We start from the raw sequence: 16,597 nt of genomic DNA, 5'->3' as shown, positions 1-16,597 counted from the left end.
GCATGCCTTCGGCGGCGCGCGAGAGGTGATCGAGCATGCGAACGGTGATCAGCCCTGCGGACGAGGGGCAGCAGGCCTCGAACAGCGCGTGACCACCGGTTTTCGCAACCGTGGGGGTGACGTTGTAATCTTCATCGCGTCGCCAAATCGCGCTGAGCGCGGGTCCGACACACGGCACGTTGCCCGAGCGGCCAATGGGAGCGGACTGTAAATCCGTCGCGAAAGCTACGTAGGTTCGAATCCTACACGTGCCACCACTCATCAAGGACTTCTGAAAGTCCTTGTGAGCTGCGCTTATACGGACTCGACCAGCCCGCAGAGCGCATCGGACCCCAGCGATTTGGCGACACTCGGGGCTGCTGTGTAACCTCGACAAGGCTCTCGGGGCGTCGAACAACGCCTCGGGTCCCGCCCCCTTAGCTCAGTCGGTAGAGCGTTTCCATGGTAAGGAAAAGGTCAACGGTTCGATTCCGTTAGGGGGCTCGCTGGACTCCCAGACCGTCACCGGCCTGGGCGGCCATGGCGGTGTAGCTCAGTTGGTTAGAGCGAACGACTCATAATCGTTAGGTCGCCGGTTCGAGTCCGGCCATCGCTACTGCGAGAGACAAGCTCAGCGGACGCGGCGCCCACCGGTGCCGGCATCCGTACCCGAGAACGATCCACCCGAAAGGCAGCCCCGTGGCCTCCTCAACAGATGTGCGCCCCAAGATCACCTTGGCCTGCGAGGTCTGCAAGCACCGCAACTACATCACCAAGAAGAACCGCCGCAACGATCCCGACCGGCTCGAGATCAAGAAGTTCTGCCCGAACTGCGGCAAGCATCAGGGCCACAAGGAATCGCGCTGACCCACCCGTCCCGCCGGTAGCACCGGCGGGACGCGCCGTCTCCTGAGTCTCGATCGGGCCGCGTGCCCGACCGCCCGCGGGAGTCGGCGATCCGGCGACCACGGCGCGTGTGCCGCGACGGACGCCCCCACGGTCGAGAATCAACACAGATCAGGTCGGTGACACATGAGTGATCAGTCCATTGCCTCGGTCGAGGAACGCCTCGCGATCATGGCCAACCAGACGAGCCTGTCGCCCGAGGAGATCGCCGAGCGCACCGCCGCTCAGGTCGGCTTCCACTACACGGTCGAGGACTACTACGAGGTGGGCCGCGAGAAGGTCCGCGAGTACGCCCGCGCCGTGCAGGACGGCAACCCGGTCCACTGGAACGAGGCCGCGGCCACCGCGAACGGACACTCGACGCTGATCGCTCCGCTGTCGTTCGTCGCCATCCCCGGCATGATCGCCCAGCGCCGTCTCTTCGAGGAGATGGTGGAGGGTTGGGATCTCTGGAAGATGCTGCAGACCGACCAGCGCCTGGTGTTCCACAAGCCCGTCGAGGTCGGTGACCGCCTGATCTGCGTCGTGTCGCTCGACTCGTACCGCCAGATGGGTGGCGCGGACGTGCTCGTCACCAAGAACCAGATCCACAACCAGCACGACGTGCCGGTCATGACCACCTGGACCACGCTGGTCGCCCGCGCCGGCGAGTCCCCGGCGCCGTCGTTCATGCAGACCGTCGCCCACACGATGCTCGTCGAGGGCGCGACCTACGACCACGGCCAGACCATCCCCGACCACAGCGGCTTCTTCACCGAGCCCGATCCGGCCGTCGAGCCCAAGGCGTACGGGGCGATCAGCTTCGACAGCCTCACCGTCGGCCAGGAGCTCGAACCGCGCACGGTGAAGCTGACCCGCGGCAACCTCATCAACTACGCCGGTGTCGCCGGCGACCCGAACCCGATCCACTTCAGCGACGAGATCGCCGACATCGTCGGCCTCGACACCGTCGTCGCCCACGGCATGCAGACCATGGGCATCAGCGCGGGCTACGTCACCGACTTCGTCGGCGACCCGGGCGCGGTCTACGAGTACAACGTGCGCTTCACCGCGCCGGTCTACGTCCCGCGTGACGGCTACGGCCAGATGGACCTCACCGCCAAGGTGAAGTCGCTCGATCCGGAGACCCGTCGCGGGCAGATCGCGCTCACCGCCAAGTCGAACGGCAAGAAGATCTTCGGCCGCGCGCTGGCCAGCGTCCAGTTCTCCTGACCCGGCCCGCGGCGCCGGGAGGCGTTTTCGGCCCGTGACCTCGGAGCGAATTGGAGTTCGCACGATCGGGTGTCGTACACTCGGATGTCTGAGGTTCACCGAGCTGCGCGCTGCCCACGGGTGGCGCGTTGATTGTGTGGAACGAAGATGGAATCGACTCTTCCGGTGCGACCATGGTCGTGCGCGGGCGAGTCGTGTCCACCGGGTCGGTGCAGTCACCGGCCCAGAGGGGCGTAGCTCAACTGGCAGAGCAGCGGTCTCCAAAACCGCAGGTTGCAGGTTCAAGTCCTGTCGCCCCTGCCCTCGCCGAGAACGGTGTCAACACGGCTCTCGGTGAACCGCAGGACATCACGCGGCCCGGCCGCGTGACGGACACACGTTCGACGAGAGGATGAAGGTGAGCAGACGCGACAGAGCTGCCCGTGCGAAGGGGTCGACTCCCGACGCCGAGGCAACCGACGCCGACACCACCGCCGGCACGGACAATGCCGACGCCACCTCCGCGGACTCCGACGCCCGGCCCAGCGGCAAGCGCTCGTCCACCCCGCGTGGCAAGCGTGGCGCCGCGACCGATGTCGACGGTGCCACCACCGCCGGCGGCGTCGCCCTGAAGGAACGGTCCACCCGGACCGACACCTCGACGGCCACCAGCCGCAACCCGTTCGTCCGACTGTGGACGTTCCTGCGGCAGGTCGTCGGAGAACTGAAGAAGGTCATCTGGCCGACCCGGTCGGAGATGGTCCGCTACACGATCATCGTGTTGATCTTCGTGGTCGTGATGACAGCGTTCATCTCGGGCATCGACCTCGGCTTCGCCAAGGCCGTGCTCTGGTTGTTCGGCTGACACCGACCGTTCGGAAGACATCACGGCGGGCGTTCGCGCCAACCATGGTGTGCGTCGCGCAGCGGCACACACGGTAAGCAATGAAAGGGAGCGTGGGCTGCAGTGAGCACCCCTGAGCACGACACCGAGAGCATCCAGGATGCCGACCTCGAGGCGATCGAGTCGGGCAGTGATGTCCTGGACGCGCCGGTCGACGTCGCCGCGACCGAAGAGCTGACCGAGGCCGTCGCCGGATCCATCGTCGACGACACCCCGAGCACCGACGAGGCACCCACCGACGAGACCCCTGCCGAGCCCGAGGAAGAGGTCGACCCGGTCGAGGAGCTGAAGAAGGAACTGCGTCGCGCACCGGGTGACTGGTACGTGATCCACTCCTACGCCGGCTACGAGAACAAGGTGAAGGCCAACCTCGAGACCCGCGTGCAGAACCTCGACGTCGGCGACTACATCTTCCAGGTGGAGGTCCCCACCGAAGAGGTCACCGAGGTCAAGAACGGCCAGCAGAAGAAGGTGCAGCGCAAGGTGCTGCCCGGCTACATCCTGGTGCGCATGGAGCTCAACGACGACTCGTGGGGCGCGGTGCGCAACACCCCCGGCGTCACCGGATTCGTCGGCATGACCTCGAAGCCGTCGCCGCTGTCGATGAAGGAAGTCCTGCAGTTCCTGCTGCCGCGCGCCGAGGCCAAGAAGCCCGTCGCCGGTAAGACGGGCGCGACCTCCGAGGGTGGCGAGACCTCGTCGGCGTCGATCATCGAGGTCGACTTCACGGTCGGCGAGAGCGTCACCGTCATGGACGGACCGTTCGCGACGCTGCCCGCCTCGATCTCCGAGGTCAACGCCGAGCAGCGCAAGGTGAAGGTGCTGGTGTCGATCTTCGGTCGCGAGACCCCGGTCGAACTCGGCTTCGCCCAGGTCGAGAAGATCTGATTTTTTCCACGACTTCGCGTCTCCAGCGGACGCGGGACGTCCGACACCGGGTGCGACCGGGTCGTCGGACACACACGAAGACAACACGAAGGTAAAAGAGAGATGCCCCCCAAGAAGAAGAAGCTCGCCGGGATCATCAAGCTCCAGATCCAGGCCGGTGCGGCCAACCCCGCCCCGCCCGTGGGTCCGGCGCTCGGTCAGCACGGCGTGAACATCATGGAGTTCTGCAAGGCCTACAACGCCGCGACCGAGTCGCAGCGTGGCACGGTCATCCCGGTCGAGATCTCGGTCTACGAGGACCGCTCGTTCGACTTCAAGCTGAAGACCCCGCCCGCGGCCAAGCTGCTGCTCAAGGCGGCCGGTCTGCAGAAGGGTTCGGGAGAGCCGCACAGCAAGAAGGTCGGCAAGGTCACCATGGACCAGGTCCGTGAGATCGCCAAGACCAAGCAGGAAGACCTCAACGCCAACGACGTCGAGCAGGCCGCGAAGATCATCGCCGGCACCGCCCGGTCGATGGGCATCACGGTCGACTGAGCTCGCGAGGTCGCACGACCCGGGGACGGCGCAGCCGTCTCCACCAATCAATCAGCAAGCGTGGGAGGACCGGCTCGGTCCGCACACCACCCATCCGCAGTAGTTGCGGAGAAGGAATGAACACATGAGCAAGAAGAGCAAGGCATATCTGGCCGCGGCCGAGAAGATCGACAAGGACAACCTGTACAGCCCGCTGGAGGCTGCAGCGTTGGCGAAGGCCACCGGTTCGTCGAAGTACGACGCCACCGTCGAGGTCGCCATCCGTCTCGGCGTCGATCCCCGCAAGGCCGACCAGATGGTCCGCGGCACCGTGAACCTGCCGCACGGCACGGGCAAGACCGCCCGCGTCATCGTGTTCGCCGTCGGCGACAAGGCCGCCGAGGCGACCGCCGCCGGTGCCGACGAGGTCGGTGCCGAGGATCTCATCGAGAAGATCCAGGGCGGCTGGCTCGAGTTCGACGCCGCGATCGCGACGCCGGATCAGATGGCGAAGGTCGGACGTATCGCACGCGTCCTCGGCCCGCGTGGTCTCATGCCCAACCCGAAGACCGGCACCGTGACCCCCGATGTCACCAAGGCCGTCAACGAGATCAAGGGCGGAAAAATCAACTTCCGTGTCGACAAGGCCTCGAACCTGCACCTGGTGATCGGCAAGTCGTCGTTCGCGCCCGAGCAGCTCGCCGAGAACTACGGCGCCGCGCTCGACGAGATCCTCCGTGCGAAGCCGTCCGCGGCGAAGGGCCGGTACCTCAAGAAGGTCACCGTCTCGACCACCTCGGGCCCCGGCATCCCGGTCGATCCGGCCGTGACCCGCAACTACGCGGTTCCCGCCGACGCCCAGGCGTAAGCACACCGCTTCGGTCTGCCCAGCAGCCGCGACACCTCCCCGGTGTCGCGGCTGTTGTGTGTTCAGCCGACCAGCCCGTCGAGGTGGTCGGCGAGATCTCCGGCGTGCGACAGCATCGCCATGTGGCCCCCGTCGATCACGGCGGGCCGGACACCGTTCAACCGATTGGCGACCACACCCCGCATGAACGGCTCCGGGAAGAACCGGTCGTCGGCGAACAGCAGGAAGTGGGTGTCGATGTCCGGCAGTGCCGAAGCCGGCCACACCTGCGTCCCGGGGGTGTCGGACTGCGCTCGCTCGATCTCCTCGGCGACGACCTCGGGTGCCACGCCGTTGTAGAACAGGGCGTCGATGTCGTCGGGGTCGTAGCCACCGGCCGCCGCGGCCTCCCGCTGTGCCTGTCCGCAGCCCGTCGCGCCCCACCACTCGTCGGGGCGCTCGCCGGGTCGCGGGATCATCGCCGAGGCGAAGACCAGCTTCGACGCGCCGACCAGGGGGCAGGCGAGCGGTCCGGTGAACCCGCCGTAGGAATGTGCGACGACGATGGGGGCCTCGGTGTCGTCGGGTGTCTGTGCGACGACCGCGGCGGCGTAGGCGGTGAGATCGGCGGCGTCGTCCTCGCACGGCAGGTCGATCGCGACCGCGCGGTGTCCGCGGGTCTCGAGTTCGGCGACGAGGAAGCGCCAGTACGAGGGGTCCGATCCCCCTCCGGGGATCAGAAGGAATGTGGTCACGGCGGTGCTCCCGTCTCGATGTCTGGGTGATTCGGAGGTCGCATTCGAGTATCCCTGCGACGGAGGGAACCGTTCGGTGCTCTCGATAGTCTGAGAGATATGCGTGACGACAAATTGCTGACCCGGATCGCCGGGTTGCTCCGCCAGGCCGAGGGCACCGACAACGAGCACGAGGCGCAGACCTTCATGCAGGCCGCGCAGCGTCTGGCGACGGCGGCATCGATCGATCTGGCGGTCGCCCGGGCACACGATCCGGCCGCGGCCCGGACCGCGCCGGTGGCGCGACAGATCGCGATCGGGACGAAGGGCAAGCGTGGCCTGCGTACCTACGTGGCGCTGTTCGTCGCGATCGCCCACGCCAATGACGTCAAGGTCGACGTCGCGAGCAATTCCACGTTCGTCCTCGCCTACGGGTTCTCCGGCGACATCGACAGCACCGAGGCGCTCTACAGCTCGCTGGTGGTGCAGATGGTCGCCGCGAGCGACGCGTATCTCAAGGCCGGCGGCTACAAGAACGAGGTCGCGCACAAGGTGGTCACCCAGCATTCGCGGTGGCGCACCCGGCGTGTGGTCGAGCAGACCCCGCTGTCGCCGATCACCGCACGTCTCAACTTCCAGTCGGCCTTCGCCGAACGGATCGGTCTGCGCCTCACCGAGGCGCGCGACGAGGCGCGAGCCGAAGCCGTCGCAGCGACGTCGACACGGTCGTCGTCGACTCAGATCGCATTGCGCGACAAGGAGATCGCCGTCGTCGACTTCCATCGTGCGGAGTCGACGGCGCGCGGCACGTGGCGGGGGGCGAGCGCTAGCGCGGGGTACTCCGAGGCCGCACGGCGCGCGGGGGACTCCGCGGGGCGTCGTGCCCGGCTCGGTGAGCAGGGCCACCTCGACGGGAGCCGCGGCGCACTGGAATCGGGGTGAGCCACCCGAGGGGCCGTGACACCCAGCGCTCGGCGCTGTATGCCGCCGAGGCGATGGTGCTGTCGCTGTTCGCCTCGGAGCGGCCGACGGTGGAACTCGCGGGCACCTCGATCACCCTCCCGCCGGAGGGTCGATTCGGGTCGGTCGAGTCGGTCCGCGGCTACGTCGATCGGGTGCTGGCGCGTCCGTCGGTGCGGGGGCGGTTCCCGCGTGCGGATCTCCCGGTCGCGGTCCGGGCCCGTCGTGGAGACCGTAGTGCGCACTACGAATCCGCACCGTCGCCGGTGATCGCCGTGCCCGAATCGGCAGAAGGTCGATGGGCCTTGCGGGAGCTGGTCGTGTTGCACGAGGTGTCGCATCACCTGACCGAACCCGGTGTCGTGCCCCACGGACCGGAGTTCGCGACCACACTCGTCGATCTGGTCGCCGATGTTCTCGGCCCCGAGGCGGGCTTCGTCTACCGCGTGATCCTCACCGACAGCGGTATCGCGTTGAGCTGACGGATCGCGCGGTCGAGGTGCCCGTCGTCACGTGCCCAACTGACGTCTTTACGTGCCCAACCGGCGTCGTTACGTGCCCAACTGGGGGCGTTACGTGCCCAACTGGGGAGGGGTCACCAGCCGGGGGAGCCGATGGCCTGGAAGGTCAGGTAGCTGGGGTGCTTCGGATCGAGGACGAGATCCTGCTTGCGACCGTGTGCGCGGATGAGGTCGGGGATCACCGTGAGATAGCGCGGGACGCTGCCGGCGTAGACGTCGACGCGCAACCGGTGCCCGATCTCGAGGACGGCGTCGGTGGGGACGAGGTCCACGTCGATGGGCAGGGCGACGTCGGCGGGCACCGGGAGCTTGCGCTTGCGGCTGAGATAGTGGTGCGCCACCAGCAGCGTGCCGTCCTCGGCGTACTCCGACAGGTCGTGGTCGATCGCCCGGTTCGACACTGTCAGCGCGCCGTTGGTGAGGACCCGCGAGGTGCCGTCGGGGGCGACGTCGTTGACGGTGACCGCCCAGATGCCCTCCTGGCCGGAGGTCGAGACGTGCAGTCGCAGGTTCATCGCACCGCTGATCTGCGTGCGCTCGGTGACCGGCGGCGTGGTGAACGCGAGCGCCCCGCCCTCCTGATGGCGGGCGTCGGTGGTGAAGTCCTTGCCGAACATCGCGGTGATGCCCGCGGTCACCTGCGTCATGTCACGCGACTTCAGGCCGCGCATGTCGGGGCGCACGCCGAGCGATCGGCCTTTCACGACCGGTGATCCGCCGAGGGTGCCGTCGTGCACGGCGTGTGACGCGGTGCCCGAACGCCTGTCGTCGAGGTAGAGGCGACGCACCGTGGCCCCGGCGCGCGGGAAGCAGTCCCCGGAGGTCCACGAGCCGCCCTGCTGCTCGAGGGTCACCGGACCGTAGTTGTCGACACCGTTGTCGATCCCCTTGAGCCACTTGTCGAACCACGCGCGTTCGAGCACGTCGACCCGCGGCGGATGGGTCGGTCCACCGAAGCCCGATCCGGCGTCGACGTGATAGCCATCGGCGACCACGAGCTGCTTGCGGCCGGGCTCCATGTCGAGGTGTGAGTAGATGGAGGTGGCGCTGCGACCGAACAGGTCGTGCCATCCGCCGAACAGGAACGTCGGTACGTCGATGCGGTCGACCACCGGGTCGCGCTCGTCGAAGTACGGGTCGTCGTAGACGCGGTCGTCGTGTCCGGTGAGGAAACCCCACGCGAGGGAGCCGACCTCGGTCGCCGGTGAGGCCACGCGGTCGGCGAACCACTTGACGGCGTTGCCGCGCAGGATGTCCCGCACCGACGTCGCCGGGTTCGGGATCCACTTGAGGACGTTGACGATCGACAGCCACATCGGGATGAACGCCGAGGGCAGTCCGCCGGTGATGTAGATGTCGCGGACGATGTCCTCACACCCCTCGACGGCGAACACCGCCTTGAGTCCCTCGGGTCGCTTGTCGGCGGCCTGCAGCGAGTTGATCGCCGAATACGACCAGCCGGCCATGCCGTAGGTGCCGTCGCACCACGGCTGCGCGGCCACCCACCGACAGATCTCGACCGAATCCTGCTGCTCGCGCGCGCCGAGGATCTGCCACTTCCCGTGCGACGCACCGGTTCCCCGGACGTCGACGATCACCTGGGTGTAGCCGCTGCGCACCAGGTTGCGGTTGATGCCGAAGACGTCGAGGGCCCCGCCGGAGAGCGTCCGGGTCACGTCGGTGACCCCGGACAGCGGTGTGCCGGTCATGTTCACCGTGCCCGCGAGGCCGCGGACGCCGCGTCCGACCACGGGCGAGTGGATGGCGGTGTCGATCACGTCGAGCAGCGCCCGGTTGTAGGGATTGATGTTGACCACGGCCGGGTACACCGTCGACACCGCGCGGCGGTGGTGATCGGCAGGCCGGATCACGGTGGCGCGCAACAGGACACCGTCGGACATCCGGATCTCGACGTCGCGGTCGATGCTGACGTGCGGGTGGCGCAGGGGGCCGTCGACGAGTTGGCGCCACTGCATGGCGGCAGCGCCGCCGGTGGGGTCGCCGAGCGGCAGGGTCGGAAGCGGGGTGGGACGCGGACGGCGGTCGGTGCCCGGCGCGGACGCGGGATGGGTGGGGGCGGGCATCGCCGAGCCGAGCCCGTCGGTCATGGGGAATTCCGGTGGATCGACCTGCACGCTCATCGGTGTCGCCTCGCTGTGGGGAGCGAGGCCGGCGCAGGCCGGGATCTCACTGTGTCCACTCCGTCGTGGTCTGGCGTGCGCACCCCGTCATGTGGCGCAGGTCACGTCAGCTGCTCCAGCCGAATGTAACCCAGCCTATTGGGTATGGATACGGCACCGTAGGAACTTGTGACCAGAGCGGGATGGACGTCCATGCTTTGGTAACGATGTCTATATCTTGGAACGCGCGTACCGGATTCCGAGGTGCGTCCGGCCGATCGAAGGCCTCGGACCTGCATCGATTTGGTCCATGGCGGCCTGCGCCGCTACTCTGGACCTCGATGTACTCCGCGGGCTCACCCCCGCGGCACCATCTGTTCAACCAGAGACCGTCGGTCGACGTCTCCCATCCGGGAGGTGTTCGAAGGTCCGGCTCATCGCCGGCGACCCACGCAGGGTGGACGTGTGAAGTTCGGTGGCCGTTCGCGGCCGTCTTTCCTCTACGCCCCGATGCCCTGCGCTCGGGGCGTTCGTCGTGAGTGGGCCCTTCCGGCCGACACCGAATCGACATGAGAGGAGGCGAAGTATGGCCAAGTCCGACAAGGTCACCGCAGTCGCGGAGATCACCGAGCAGTTCAAGGGCTCCACGGCGACAGTCATCACGGAATACCGTGGCCTGTCCGTCAAGCAGCTCTCTGACCTGCGTCGTTCACTCGGCGAGGGCGCAACCTACTCCGTCGCCAAGAACACCCTGGTCAAGCGCGCCGCAGCGGAAGCGGGCGTTGCTGGACTCGACGAGCTGTTCGTCGGCCCGACCGCGATCGCCTTCATCGAAGGTGAACCGGTCAACGCCGCCAAGGCGATCAAGACGTTCGCCAAGGACAACAAGGCTCTCATCATCAAGGGCGGCTACATGGACGGCCGCGCGCTGTCCGTGGCCGAGATCGAGCAGATCGCCGACCTCGAGACCCGAGAGATCTTGCTGGCAAAGCTCGCCGGTGCCATGAAGGGCAATTTGGCGAAGGCTGCCGGGCTGTTCAACCAGCCCGCATCGCAGGTCGCGCGTCTCGCCGCGGCCCTGCAGGAGAAGAAGACCGAGGCCGGCGAATAACTCGCCGTTCTTGCACCACCCACCGACACCACACCATTCCCCGTGTGTGGGTTCACCCCCACGGGGGACAACAGGAAGGACGCCACCATGGCGAAGCTCAGTGCTGACGAGCTCATCGATCAGTTCAAGGAACTGACCCTGCTGGAGCTCAGCGATTTCGTGAAGAAGTTCGAAGAGGTCTTCGAGGTCACCGCGGCCGCCCCGGTCGCCGTTGCCGCTGCCGGTGCCCCGGCCGCCGGTGGCGCCGAGGCCGCTGCCGAGCAGGACGAGTTCGACGTCGTGCTCGAGGGCGCGGGCGACAAGAAGATCCAGGTCATCAAGGTCGTCCGTGAGGTCGTCTCGGGTCTGGGTCTGAAGGAGGCCAAGGACCTCGTGGAGAGCGCCCCGAAGGCCATCCTCGAGAAGGTCGACAAGGATGCCGCCGAGGCCGCCAAGGCGAAGCTCGAAGAGGCCGGCGCCAAGGTCTCCGTCAAGTAATCCCGTCTGGACGGTTTATTCCGCCAGACTGCACAAGGCCACCCCGCAGCGCGGGGTGGCCTTGTCGTATCTGCAGGTCATGACGGTTTTTTCTGGGTCGTGCACGAATTGTCGAGTTGATGTTCGTCGATGGCGAACCGTGGGTTAGAGTGACTCCAACCACAAGCCGGGGTGGCACAGCAGAGGGAGTTTTACGTGGGTGTGGAGGTCAGCGTCGAGGGACTCACCAAGTCTTTCGGATCGCAGAACATCTGGCGCGACGTCTCTCTGACGCTTCCCGAGGGTGAGGTGAGCGCACTGCTGGGGCCGTCGGGTACCGGCAAGTCGGTGTTCCTCAAGGCCCTCATCGGGTTGCTGCACCCGGAGCAGGGCTCGGTGATCGTCGACGGCACCGACATCACCAAGTGCTCGTCGCGGGAGCTCTACGAGATCCGCAAGCTCTTCGGTGTCCTGTTCCAGGACGGCGCGCTGTTCGGCTCGATGAGCCTGTTCGACAACACGGCCTTCCCGCTGCGTGAGCACACGAAGAAGTCCGAGAGCGACATCCGGTCGATCGTGATGGACAAGCTCGACCTCGTCGGTCTCGCCGACGCCGGCGACAAGCTTCCCGGTGAGATCTCCGGTGGTATGCGCAAGCGCGCCGGCCTGGCCCGCGCCCTGGTGCTCGATCCGCAGATCATCCTGTGCGACGAGCCCGACTCGGGTCTCGACCCGGTGCGCACCGCCTACATCTCGCAGCTGCTGATCGACATCAACGCGCAGATCGACGCCACGATCCTGATCGTCACGCACAACATCAACATCGCCCGGACCATCCCCGACAACATCGGCATGCTGTTCCGCAAGGAGCTGGTCATGTTCGGTCCGCGTGAGGTGCTGTTGACCTCCGAGGAGCCCGCGGTCAAGCAGTTCCTCGCCGGTGACCGCTTCGGTCCGATCGGCATGTCGGAGGAGAAGGACGACGCGACCGCCGCGCAGGAGCAGGAGCTCGCCGACGCCGGTATCTCCGGTGGCGGTACTAAGGACGACTTCAGCGAGATCATCGCGCAGGTGCAGCCCAACCCGGGTATGCCCGAGCGCAAGGCGTCGGCGCGTCATCGTCAGCGTGTCGAGGACATGCTCCACGAGCTGCCCGAGGGCGCCCAGACCGCGATCCGCAACAGCATGGCCAAAGAAGACGAACTCAAGGCCGAGAACCGCGCTGTCTCAGAGAACCAGAACGGCTCGGATCAGGGGTCGGTGAACACCGAGAAGCAGTTCGCCGGGTCCAACGACAACACCGAGCAGTTCCCCGCCTACCGCGGAGGCAACTGAATGACCGTCGCATCACCGCGCGGCCGCTCGATCGAGGGTCGTCGATGAGCTCAGCCACCACGCGTGGCGTCGAGAAGGTGCAGCAGGCCGGTCACGGGGCCCTGTCGCAGACGGGCAACATCGTCCAGCTCTTCATCGACGTCGCACGCAACATCTTCGTGCGCCCGTTCCAGTTGCGGGAGTTCATCCAGCAGGCGTGGTTCATCGCCAGCGTCACCATCCTGCCGACGGCACTGATCGCCATCCCGTTCGGCGCCATCGTCTCGCTGCAGACGTCGTCGCTGATCAAGCAGCTCGGTGCGGAGTCGTTCACCGGTGCCGCGAGCGTCCTGATCGTGCTGCAGCAGGCGGCGCCCATCATCACCTCGCTGCTGATCGCCGGTGCCGCCGGTTCGGCGGTCGCCGCCGACCTCGGTTCGCGCACCATCCGCGAGGAGATCGACGCGATGCGGGTGCTCGGCATCAACCCGATCCAGCGTCTGGTGGTGCCCCGTGTGCTGGCCATGGTGCTCGTCGGCGCGCTGCTCAACGGCCTGGTGTGTGTGGTCGGCATCGGTGGCGGTTACTTCTTCAACGTGGTGGTCCAGAACGGCACGCCCGGTGCGTATCTCGCGTCGTTCAGCGCGCTCGCGCAGCTGCCCGACCTGTACGTCGCCACCCTCAAGGCCGCGATCTTCGGTGTCATCGCCGGTGTCATCGCCGCCTACAAGGGCCTCACCCCCAAGGGCGGCCCGAAGGGTGTCGGCGAGGCGGTCAACCAGAGCGTGGTCATCACGTTCCTGCTGCTGTTCTTCGCCAACCTGATCATCACTGCGGTGTATCTGCAGATCGTCCCCGCCAAGGGTTCGTAGGGGAGTGCATAGATGACCATCGCCAAGAGCAGGGCCGACCTGCTCAACTACCGCATCCGCAAGGGTGTCGCGGCACCGCTGAAGGTTCTCGACGGCGCCGGCACGCAGATGTCGTTCTACGGTCGCGCCGTCGCCTGGACGCCGCGGACCATCAAGCACTACCCGAAAGAGCTGCTGCGCCTGCTCGCCGAGGTCGCCTTCGGCGCAGGCGGTCTCGCGATCATCGGCGGCACGATCGGCGTCATGGTGCTGCTCACCGGGTTCACCGGTGTCGTCGTCGGTCTGCAGGGCTACGCGGCCCTCGACCAGATCGGCTCGCAGGCACTCACCGGCTTCCTCTCGGCCTACGCCAACACCCGTGAGGTCGCCCCGCTGGTCGCCGGTCTCGCCCTGTCGGCCACGGTCGGTTGCGGCTTCACCGCCCAGCTCGGCGCCATGCGCATCTCCGAGGAGATCGACGCCCTCGAGGTCATGGCCGTCCCGTCGGTGCCGTTCCTCGTCACGACCCGCGTGATCGCCGGCTTCATCGCCGTCATCCCGCTCTACGTGTTGGGTCTGCTCGCGGCGTACATCGCCACGCGAGTGGTCAACACCCAGTTCAACGGGCAGTCGTCGGGTTCCTACGACCACTACTTCAACCTGTTCCTGCCACCGGCCGACGTGTTGTGGTCCTTCGGCAAGGTGCTGGTCTTCGCCTTCGTGATCATCCTGGTGCACTGCTACTACGGCTACTACGCCAGCGGCGGCCCGGCCGGCGTCGGCGTGGCGGTCGGACGTGCCGTCCGATCGGCACTGGTCCTGATCGCGGTCCTCGACTTCTTCCTGGGTCTCGCGATCTGGGGAACCAGCACGAGCGTGAGGGTGGCGGGCTGATCCATGAGTGTCATCCGTACCCGCCTGCTGGGCCTGGTGTTCTTCATCGTGGTCGCGCTGTTCATCGGCGGAACCATCCTCAAGTTCAACCAGACCTTCCAGTCGTTCACCGACGTCAACCTGACCACCGATTCCGCCGGTAACGCGTTGCCCGACAAGGCCGACGTGAAGGTCCGCGGCCTCATCGTCGGACAGGTCAACAAGGTCACCGCATCCGACAACGGCGCTGTCACCGTCGAGCTCGGGCTCCAGCCCGACAAGGCGAAGATGCTGCCCGCCGGCACGACCGCACGCATCCTCCCGAAGACGTTGTTCGGTGAGCGGTACGTGGCGTTGCAGCTGCCGTCGGACACCGCGGGCCCCACCCTGACGAACGGCTCGACCATCCGCACCGACTCCAGCGGCAACGCGTTGGAACTGCAGGCACTGTTCGACAAGCTGCTGCCGGTCCTCGAGGCGATCCCGCCGCAGGACCTCAGCGTCACGCTCGGATCCCTCTCGAAGGCGCTGACCGGCAACGGTGAGCGGTTGGGGACCAGCTTCGAGGAGCTGAACAACATCTTCACCCAGTTCAACCGGAACATGCCCGAACTGCAGGGGACCCTGCGCGGTCTGGCGTCGTTCTCGCAGACCTACTCCGAGGCGCTCCCCGACATCGTCGACGCGCTCGACTCGCTGCGCACCACCACCAACACCCTGGTGGAGAAGCAGGGCGACCTGCGCGGGTTCATCTCGACGGTGACCAAGGCGGCGGTCGACACGACCGACTTCCTCGCCACCAACCGTCGCGACCTGCTGACCCTGGCGATCGACTCCGAGCCGCTGCTCTCGGCGATCGCCGAGCAGTCGCCGGCCTTCGGGTGCACGTTCAAGAACTTCGCGGGTCTCATCCCCGAGGTCGGCAACATCGTCGGCAAGGGGACGAAGAACCCGGGTGTGCGCGTGAGCCTGACGTTCTCGAACCCGCGCGGACGCTACCTGCCGAACCAGGACGAGCCGCGACTGCTCGAGAACCGCGGACCGATCTGCTACCCGCACCACTACCAGTCGGGTCGCCCGTTCCCGCAGTACCCGGGCGGATCGCTCAACGACGGCTCCTACCAGCCGCCGTCGCGTAACCCCGGCCCGCGCAACGTGCAGGAGCTGCCGACCCCGGACTTCTCCGGTACCCCGGCGGGCACCATCACGCCCAGCGTCTACGACGACCCGCAGAACAAGGTCGCCCTCCAGGCGATCATGGCCTCGGAGGCGGGCACCACGCCCGATCAGGTTCCCGGCTGGATCGCACAGATCGTCGCCCCCGGCATGCAGGGGGCGCAGGTGACCGTCAAGTGAAGAACAACTTCTACTCGCCGCTGATCAAGCTGATCATCTTCGCGGTGATCACCGTGATCGCGACCGCGACCCTGGGCATCACCATCGCCAACTCCGGCGCCGGCGGCAGCAACGACTTCAAGGCCGTCTTCTCGGATGCGTCGCTGCTCAACCAGGGCGACGACGTCCGTATCGCCGGTGTGCGCGTCGGGCAGGTCACGTCGGTCGAGGTCTACGACCACGACAAGGCGATGGTGGGCTTCTCCATCAACCGCGACAAGCTCCCCGACGGTGTGCAGGCCTACATCAAGTTCCGCAACCTGACGGGCCTGCGGTACCTGGCCCTCGAGCGCGGGCCCGGCGACAACGGCGCGATGTTGTCGAAGGGGTCGACGATCTCGATCGCCAACACCCACCCCTCGGTCAACCTCACCGACCTGTTCAACGGCTTCCGTCCGCTGTTCCAGCAGCTGACCGCCGAGGACGTCAACAAGCTGTCCGACGAGATCATCAAGGTCTTCCAGGGCGAGGGCGGCACCATCACCGACCTCGTGTCCGACACCGCCGATCTGACCAACACGATCGCCGACAAGGACAAGGTGATCGGTGAGCTGATCACGAACCTGACCACGGTGCTCGACAACATCAACCAACACGATGACCAGTTGACGTCGCTGCTGACGACCACCGAGAAGTTCGTGACCGGCCTCGCCGCCCAGCGCAACTCGGTCGGTTCGGCGATCACGTCGGTGTCGAACCTGACCGCGGTGACCAACTCGATCCTCACGCCGGTCCGTCCGTCGCTGCAGGGGTCGATCGCCAGCCTCGATCAGTTGTCGCAGCGGATCAACGAGCGCCGCGGCGAGGTCGAGAAGACGCTGACCAACCTGCCGATCAAGGCGGCGAAGATCGGCCGCGCGGCGACCTTCGGTTCGTGGTTCCAGTTCTATCTCTGCGGTATCGACCTGGTGGCCGGCAACGGCAAGTCGACGATGCTGAGCCAGCCGCTGATCCCGCTGCCCGACATCAACTACGTGCTCTACACCAACGTCGCGACGCGATGCTGGGCCAACGACGATCCGCCGAGCTGAGGG

At 66.7% G+C, this 16,597-nt stretch carries 17 protein-coding genes and 4 tRNA genes; 19 read left to right on the top strand and 2 right to left on the bottom strand.

The features are described 5' to 3' along the window. Positions 1 to 173: 173 nt before the first annotated feature. The 10 genes from ASG12_RS18565 to rplA all read left to right on the top strand — a co-directional run bounded on the left by ASG12_RS18565 (position 174) and on the right by rplA (position 5,249). A tRNA-Tyr gene (locus ASG12_RS18565) sits at positions 174 to 257 on the top strand. A 153-nt stretch (positions 258 to 410) separates the two neighbouring features. Continuing rightward, positions 411 to 483 (top strand) — tRNA-Thr (locus ASG12_RS18560). A 38-nt stretch (positions 484 to 521) separates the two neighbouring features. Then, positions 522 to 595: transfer RNA gene (locus ASG12_RS18555), tRNA-Met, on the top strand. Between the two features lie 83 nt (positions 596 to 678). Further along, a complete protein-coding gene (gene rpmG / locus ASG12_RS18550; RefSeq protein ID WP_045823858.1) occupies positions 679 to 846 on the top strand; it encodes a 50S ribosomal protein L33 in 168 nt (55 codons plus the stop codon). Between the two features lie 165 nt (positions 847 to 1,011). After that, positions 1,012 to 2,097: a fused (3R)-hydroxyacyl-ACP dehydratase subunits HadA/HadB gene (locus tag ASG12_RS18545; RefSeq protein ID WP_055792888.1), complete on the top strand. Its 1,086-nt coding sequence runs from the start codon at positions 1,012 to 1,014 to the stop codon at positions 2,095 to 2,097. Between the two features lie 227 nt (positions 2,098 to 2,324). Beyond that, positions 2,325 to 2,397 (top strand) — tRNA-Trp (locus ASG12_RS18540). A gap of 97 nt (positions 2,398 to 2,494) precedes the next feature. Next, positions 2,495 to 2,941 carry a preprotein translocase subunit SecE gene (gene secE, locus ASG12_RS18535; RefSeq protein ID WP_055793838.1) on the top strand — a complete coding sequence of 149 codons (447 nt, stop codon included), beginning with the start codon at positions 2,495 to 2,497 and terminating at the stop codon, positions 2,939 to 2,941. A 102-nt stretch (positions 2,942 to 3,043) separates the two neighbouring features. Next, entirely contained in the window at positions 3,044 to 3,868 is an 825-nt protein-coding gene (gene nusG / locus ASG12_RS18530; RefSeq protein WP_055792885.1) for a transcription termination/antitermination protein NusG, read from the top strand. A 102-nt stretch (positions 3,869 to 3,970) separates the two neighbouring features. Then, positions 3,971 to 4,402 carry a 50S ribosomal protein L11 gene (gene rplK / locus ASG12_RS18525; protein WP_045823855.1) on the top strand — a complete coding sequence of 144 codons (432 nt, stop codon included), beginning with the start codon at positions 3,971 to 3,973 and terminating at the stop codon, positions 4,400 to 4,402. Positions 4,403 to 4,526: 124 nt separating this feature from the next. Beyond that, the gene (gene rplA, locus ASG12_RS18520) at positions 4,527 to 5,249 is read left to right on the top strand and encodes a 50S ribosomal protein L1 (RefSeq protein WP_055792882.1); all 723 of its coding nucleotides are present in this window, start codon (positions 4,527 to 4,529) and stop codon (positions 5,247 to 5,249) included. Between the two features lie 62 nt (positions 5,250 to 5,311). Here the strand turns inward: rplA and ASG12_RS18515 are convergent, their stop codons facing one another. After that, complete coding sequence (locus ASG12_RS18515; protein ID WP_055792877.1) at positions 5,312 to 5,983, bottom strand: alpha/beta hydrolase; 672 nt, start codon at positions 5,981 to 5,983, stop codon at positions 5,312 to 5,314. 99 nt (positions 5,984 to 6,082) lie between these two features. Between ASG12_RS18515 and ASG12_RS18510 the strand changes: the two genes are divergently transcribed. Continuing rightward, complete coding sequence (locus ASG12_RS18510; RefSeq protein ID WP_055792874.1) at positions 6,083 to 6,904, top strand: DUF2786 domain-containing protein; 822 nt, start codon at positions 6,083 to 6,085, stop codon at positions 6,902 to 6,904. Next, a complete protein-coding gene (locus ASG12_RS18505; RefSeq protein ID WP_268810456.1) occupies positions 6,901 to 7,404 on the top strand; it encodes a TIGR04338 family metallohydrolase in 504 nt (167 codons plus the stop codon). Before ASG12_RS18510 ends, ASG12_RS18505 begins: the two co-directional genes overlap by 4 nt. A 113-nt stretch (positions 7,405 to 7,517) precedes the next feature. Here the strand turns inward: ASG12_RS18505 and ASG12_RS18500 are convergent, their stop codons facing one another. Continuing rightward, complete coding sequence (locus tag ASG12_RS18500; protein ID WP_082502142.1) at positions 7,518 to 9,584, bottom strand: CocE/NonD family hydrolase; 2,067 nt, start codon at positions 9,582 to 9,584, stop codon at positions 7,518 to 7,520. Between the two features lie 565 nt (positions 9,585 to 10,149). Between ASG12_RS18500 and rplJ the strand changes: the two genes are divergently transcribed. The 7 genes from rplJ (at position 10,150) to ASG12_RS18465 (ending at position 16,594) form a co-directional block, all read left to right on the top strand. Then, complete coding sequence (rplJ, locus tag ASG12_RS18495) at positions 10,150 to 10,674, top strand: 50S ribosomal protein L10 (RefSeq protein WP_045823816.1); 525 nt, start codon at positions 10,150 to 10,152, stop codon at positions 10,672 to 10,674. Positions 10,675 to 10,761: 87 nt separating this feature from the next. Further along, the gene (gene rplL / locus ASG12_RS18490; protein WP_045823850.1) at positions 10,762 to 11,151 is read left to right on the top strand and encodes a 50S ribosomal protein L7/L12; all 390 of its coding nucleotides are present in this window, start codon (positions 10,762 to 10,764) and stop codon (positions 11,149 to 11,151) included. A gap of 195 nt (positions 11,152 to 11,346) precedes the next feature. Next, complete coding sequence (locus ASG12_RS18485) at positions 11,347 to 12,465, top strand: ABC transporter ATP-binding protein (RefSeq protein WP_055792872.1); 1,119 nt, start codon at positions 11,347 to 11,349, stop codon at positions 12,463 to 12,465. Between the two features lie 44 nt (positions 12,466 to 12,509). Next, complete coding sequence (locus ASG12_RS18480; protein WP_055792870.1) at positions 12,510 to 13,316, top strand: MlaE family ABC transporter permease; 807 nt, start codon at positions 12,510 to 12,512, stop codon at positions 13,314 to 13,316. A 12-nt stretch (positions 13,317 to 13,328) separates the two neighbouring features. Beyond that, positions 13,329 to 14,189 (top strand): MlaE family ABC transporter permease, encoded by an 861-nt coding sequence (locus ASG12_RS18475; protein WP_045823813.1) that lies wholly within the window; start codon positions 13,329 to 13,331, stop codon positions 14,187 to 14,189. Positions 14,190 to 14,192: 3 nt separating this feature from the next. Continuing rightward, entirely contained in the window at positions 14,193 to 15,524 is a 1,332-nt protein-coding gene (locus tag ASG12_RS18470) for an MCE family protein (protein ID WP_055792867.1), read from the top strand. Further along, on the top strand, positions 15,521 to 16,594 hold the full coding sequence (locus tag ASG12_RS18465; protein WP_055792864.1) for an MCE family protein: 1,074 nt from the start codon (positions 15,521 to 15,523) through the stop codon (positions 16,592 to 16,594). Before ASG12_RS18470 ends, ASG12_RS18465 begins: the two co-directional genes overlap by 4 nt. Positions 16,595 to 16,597: the final 3 nt, after the last annotated feature.

The organism is Williamsia sp. Leaf354, assembly GCF_001424365.1.
GTDB lineage: Bacteria > Actinomycetota > Actinomycetes > Mycobacteriales > Mycobacteriaceae > Williamsia_A.
This window is presented reverse-complemented; position numbering and strand designations above follow the sequence as displayed.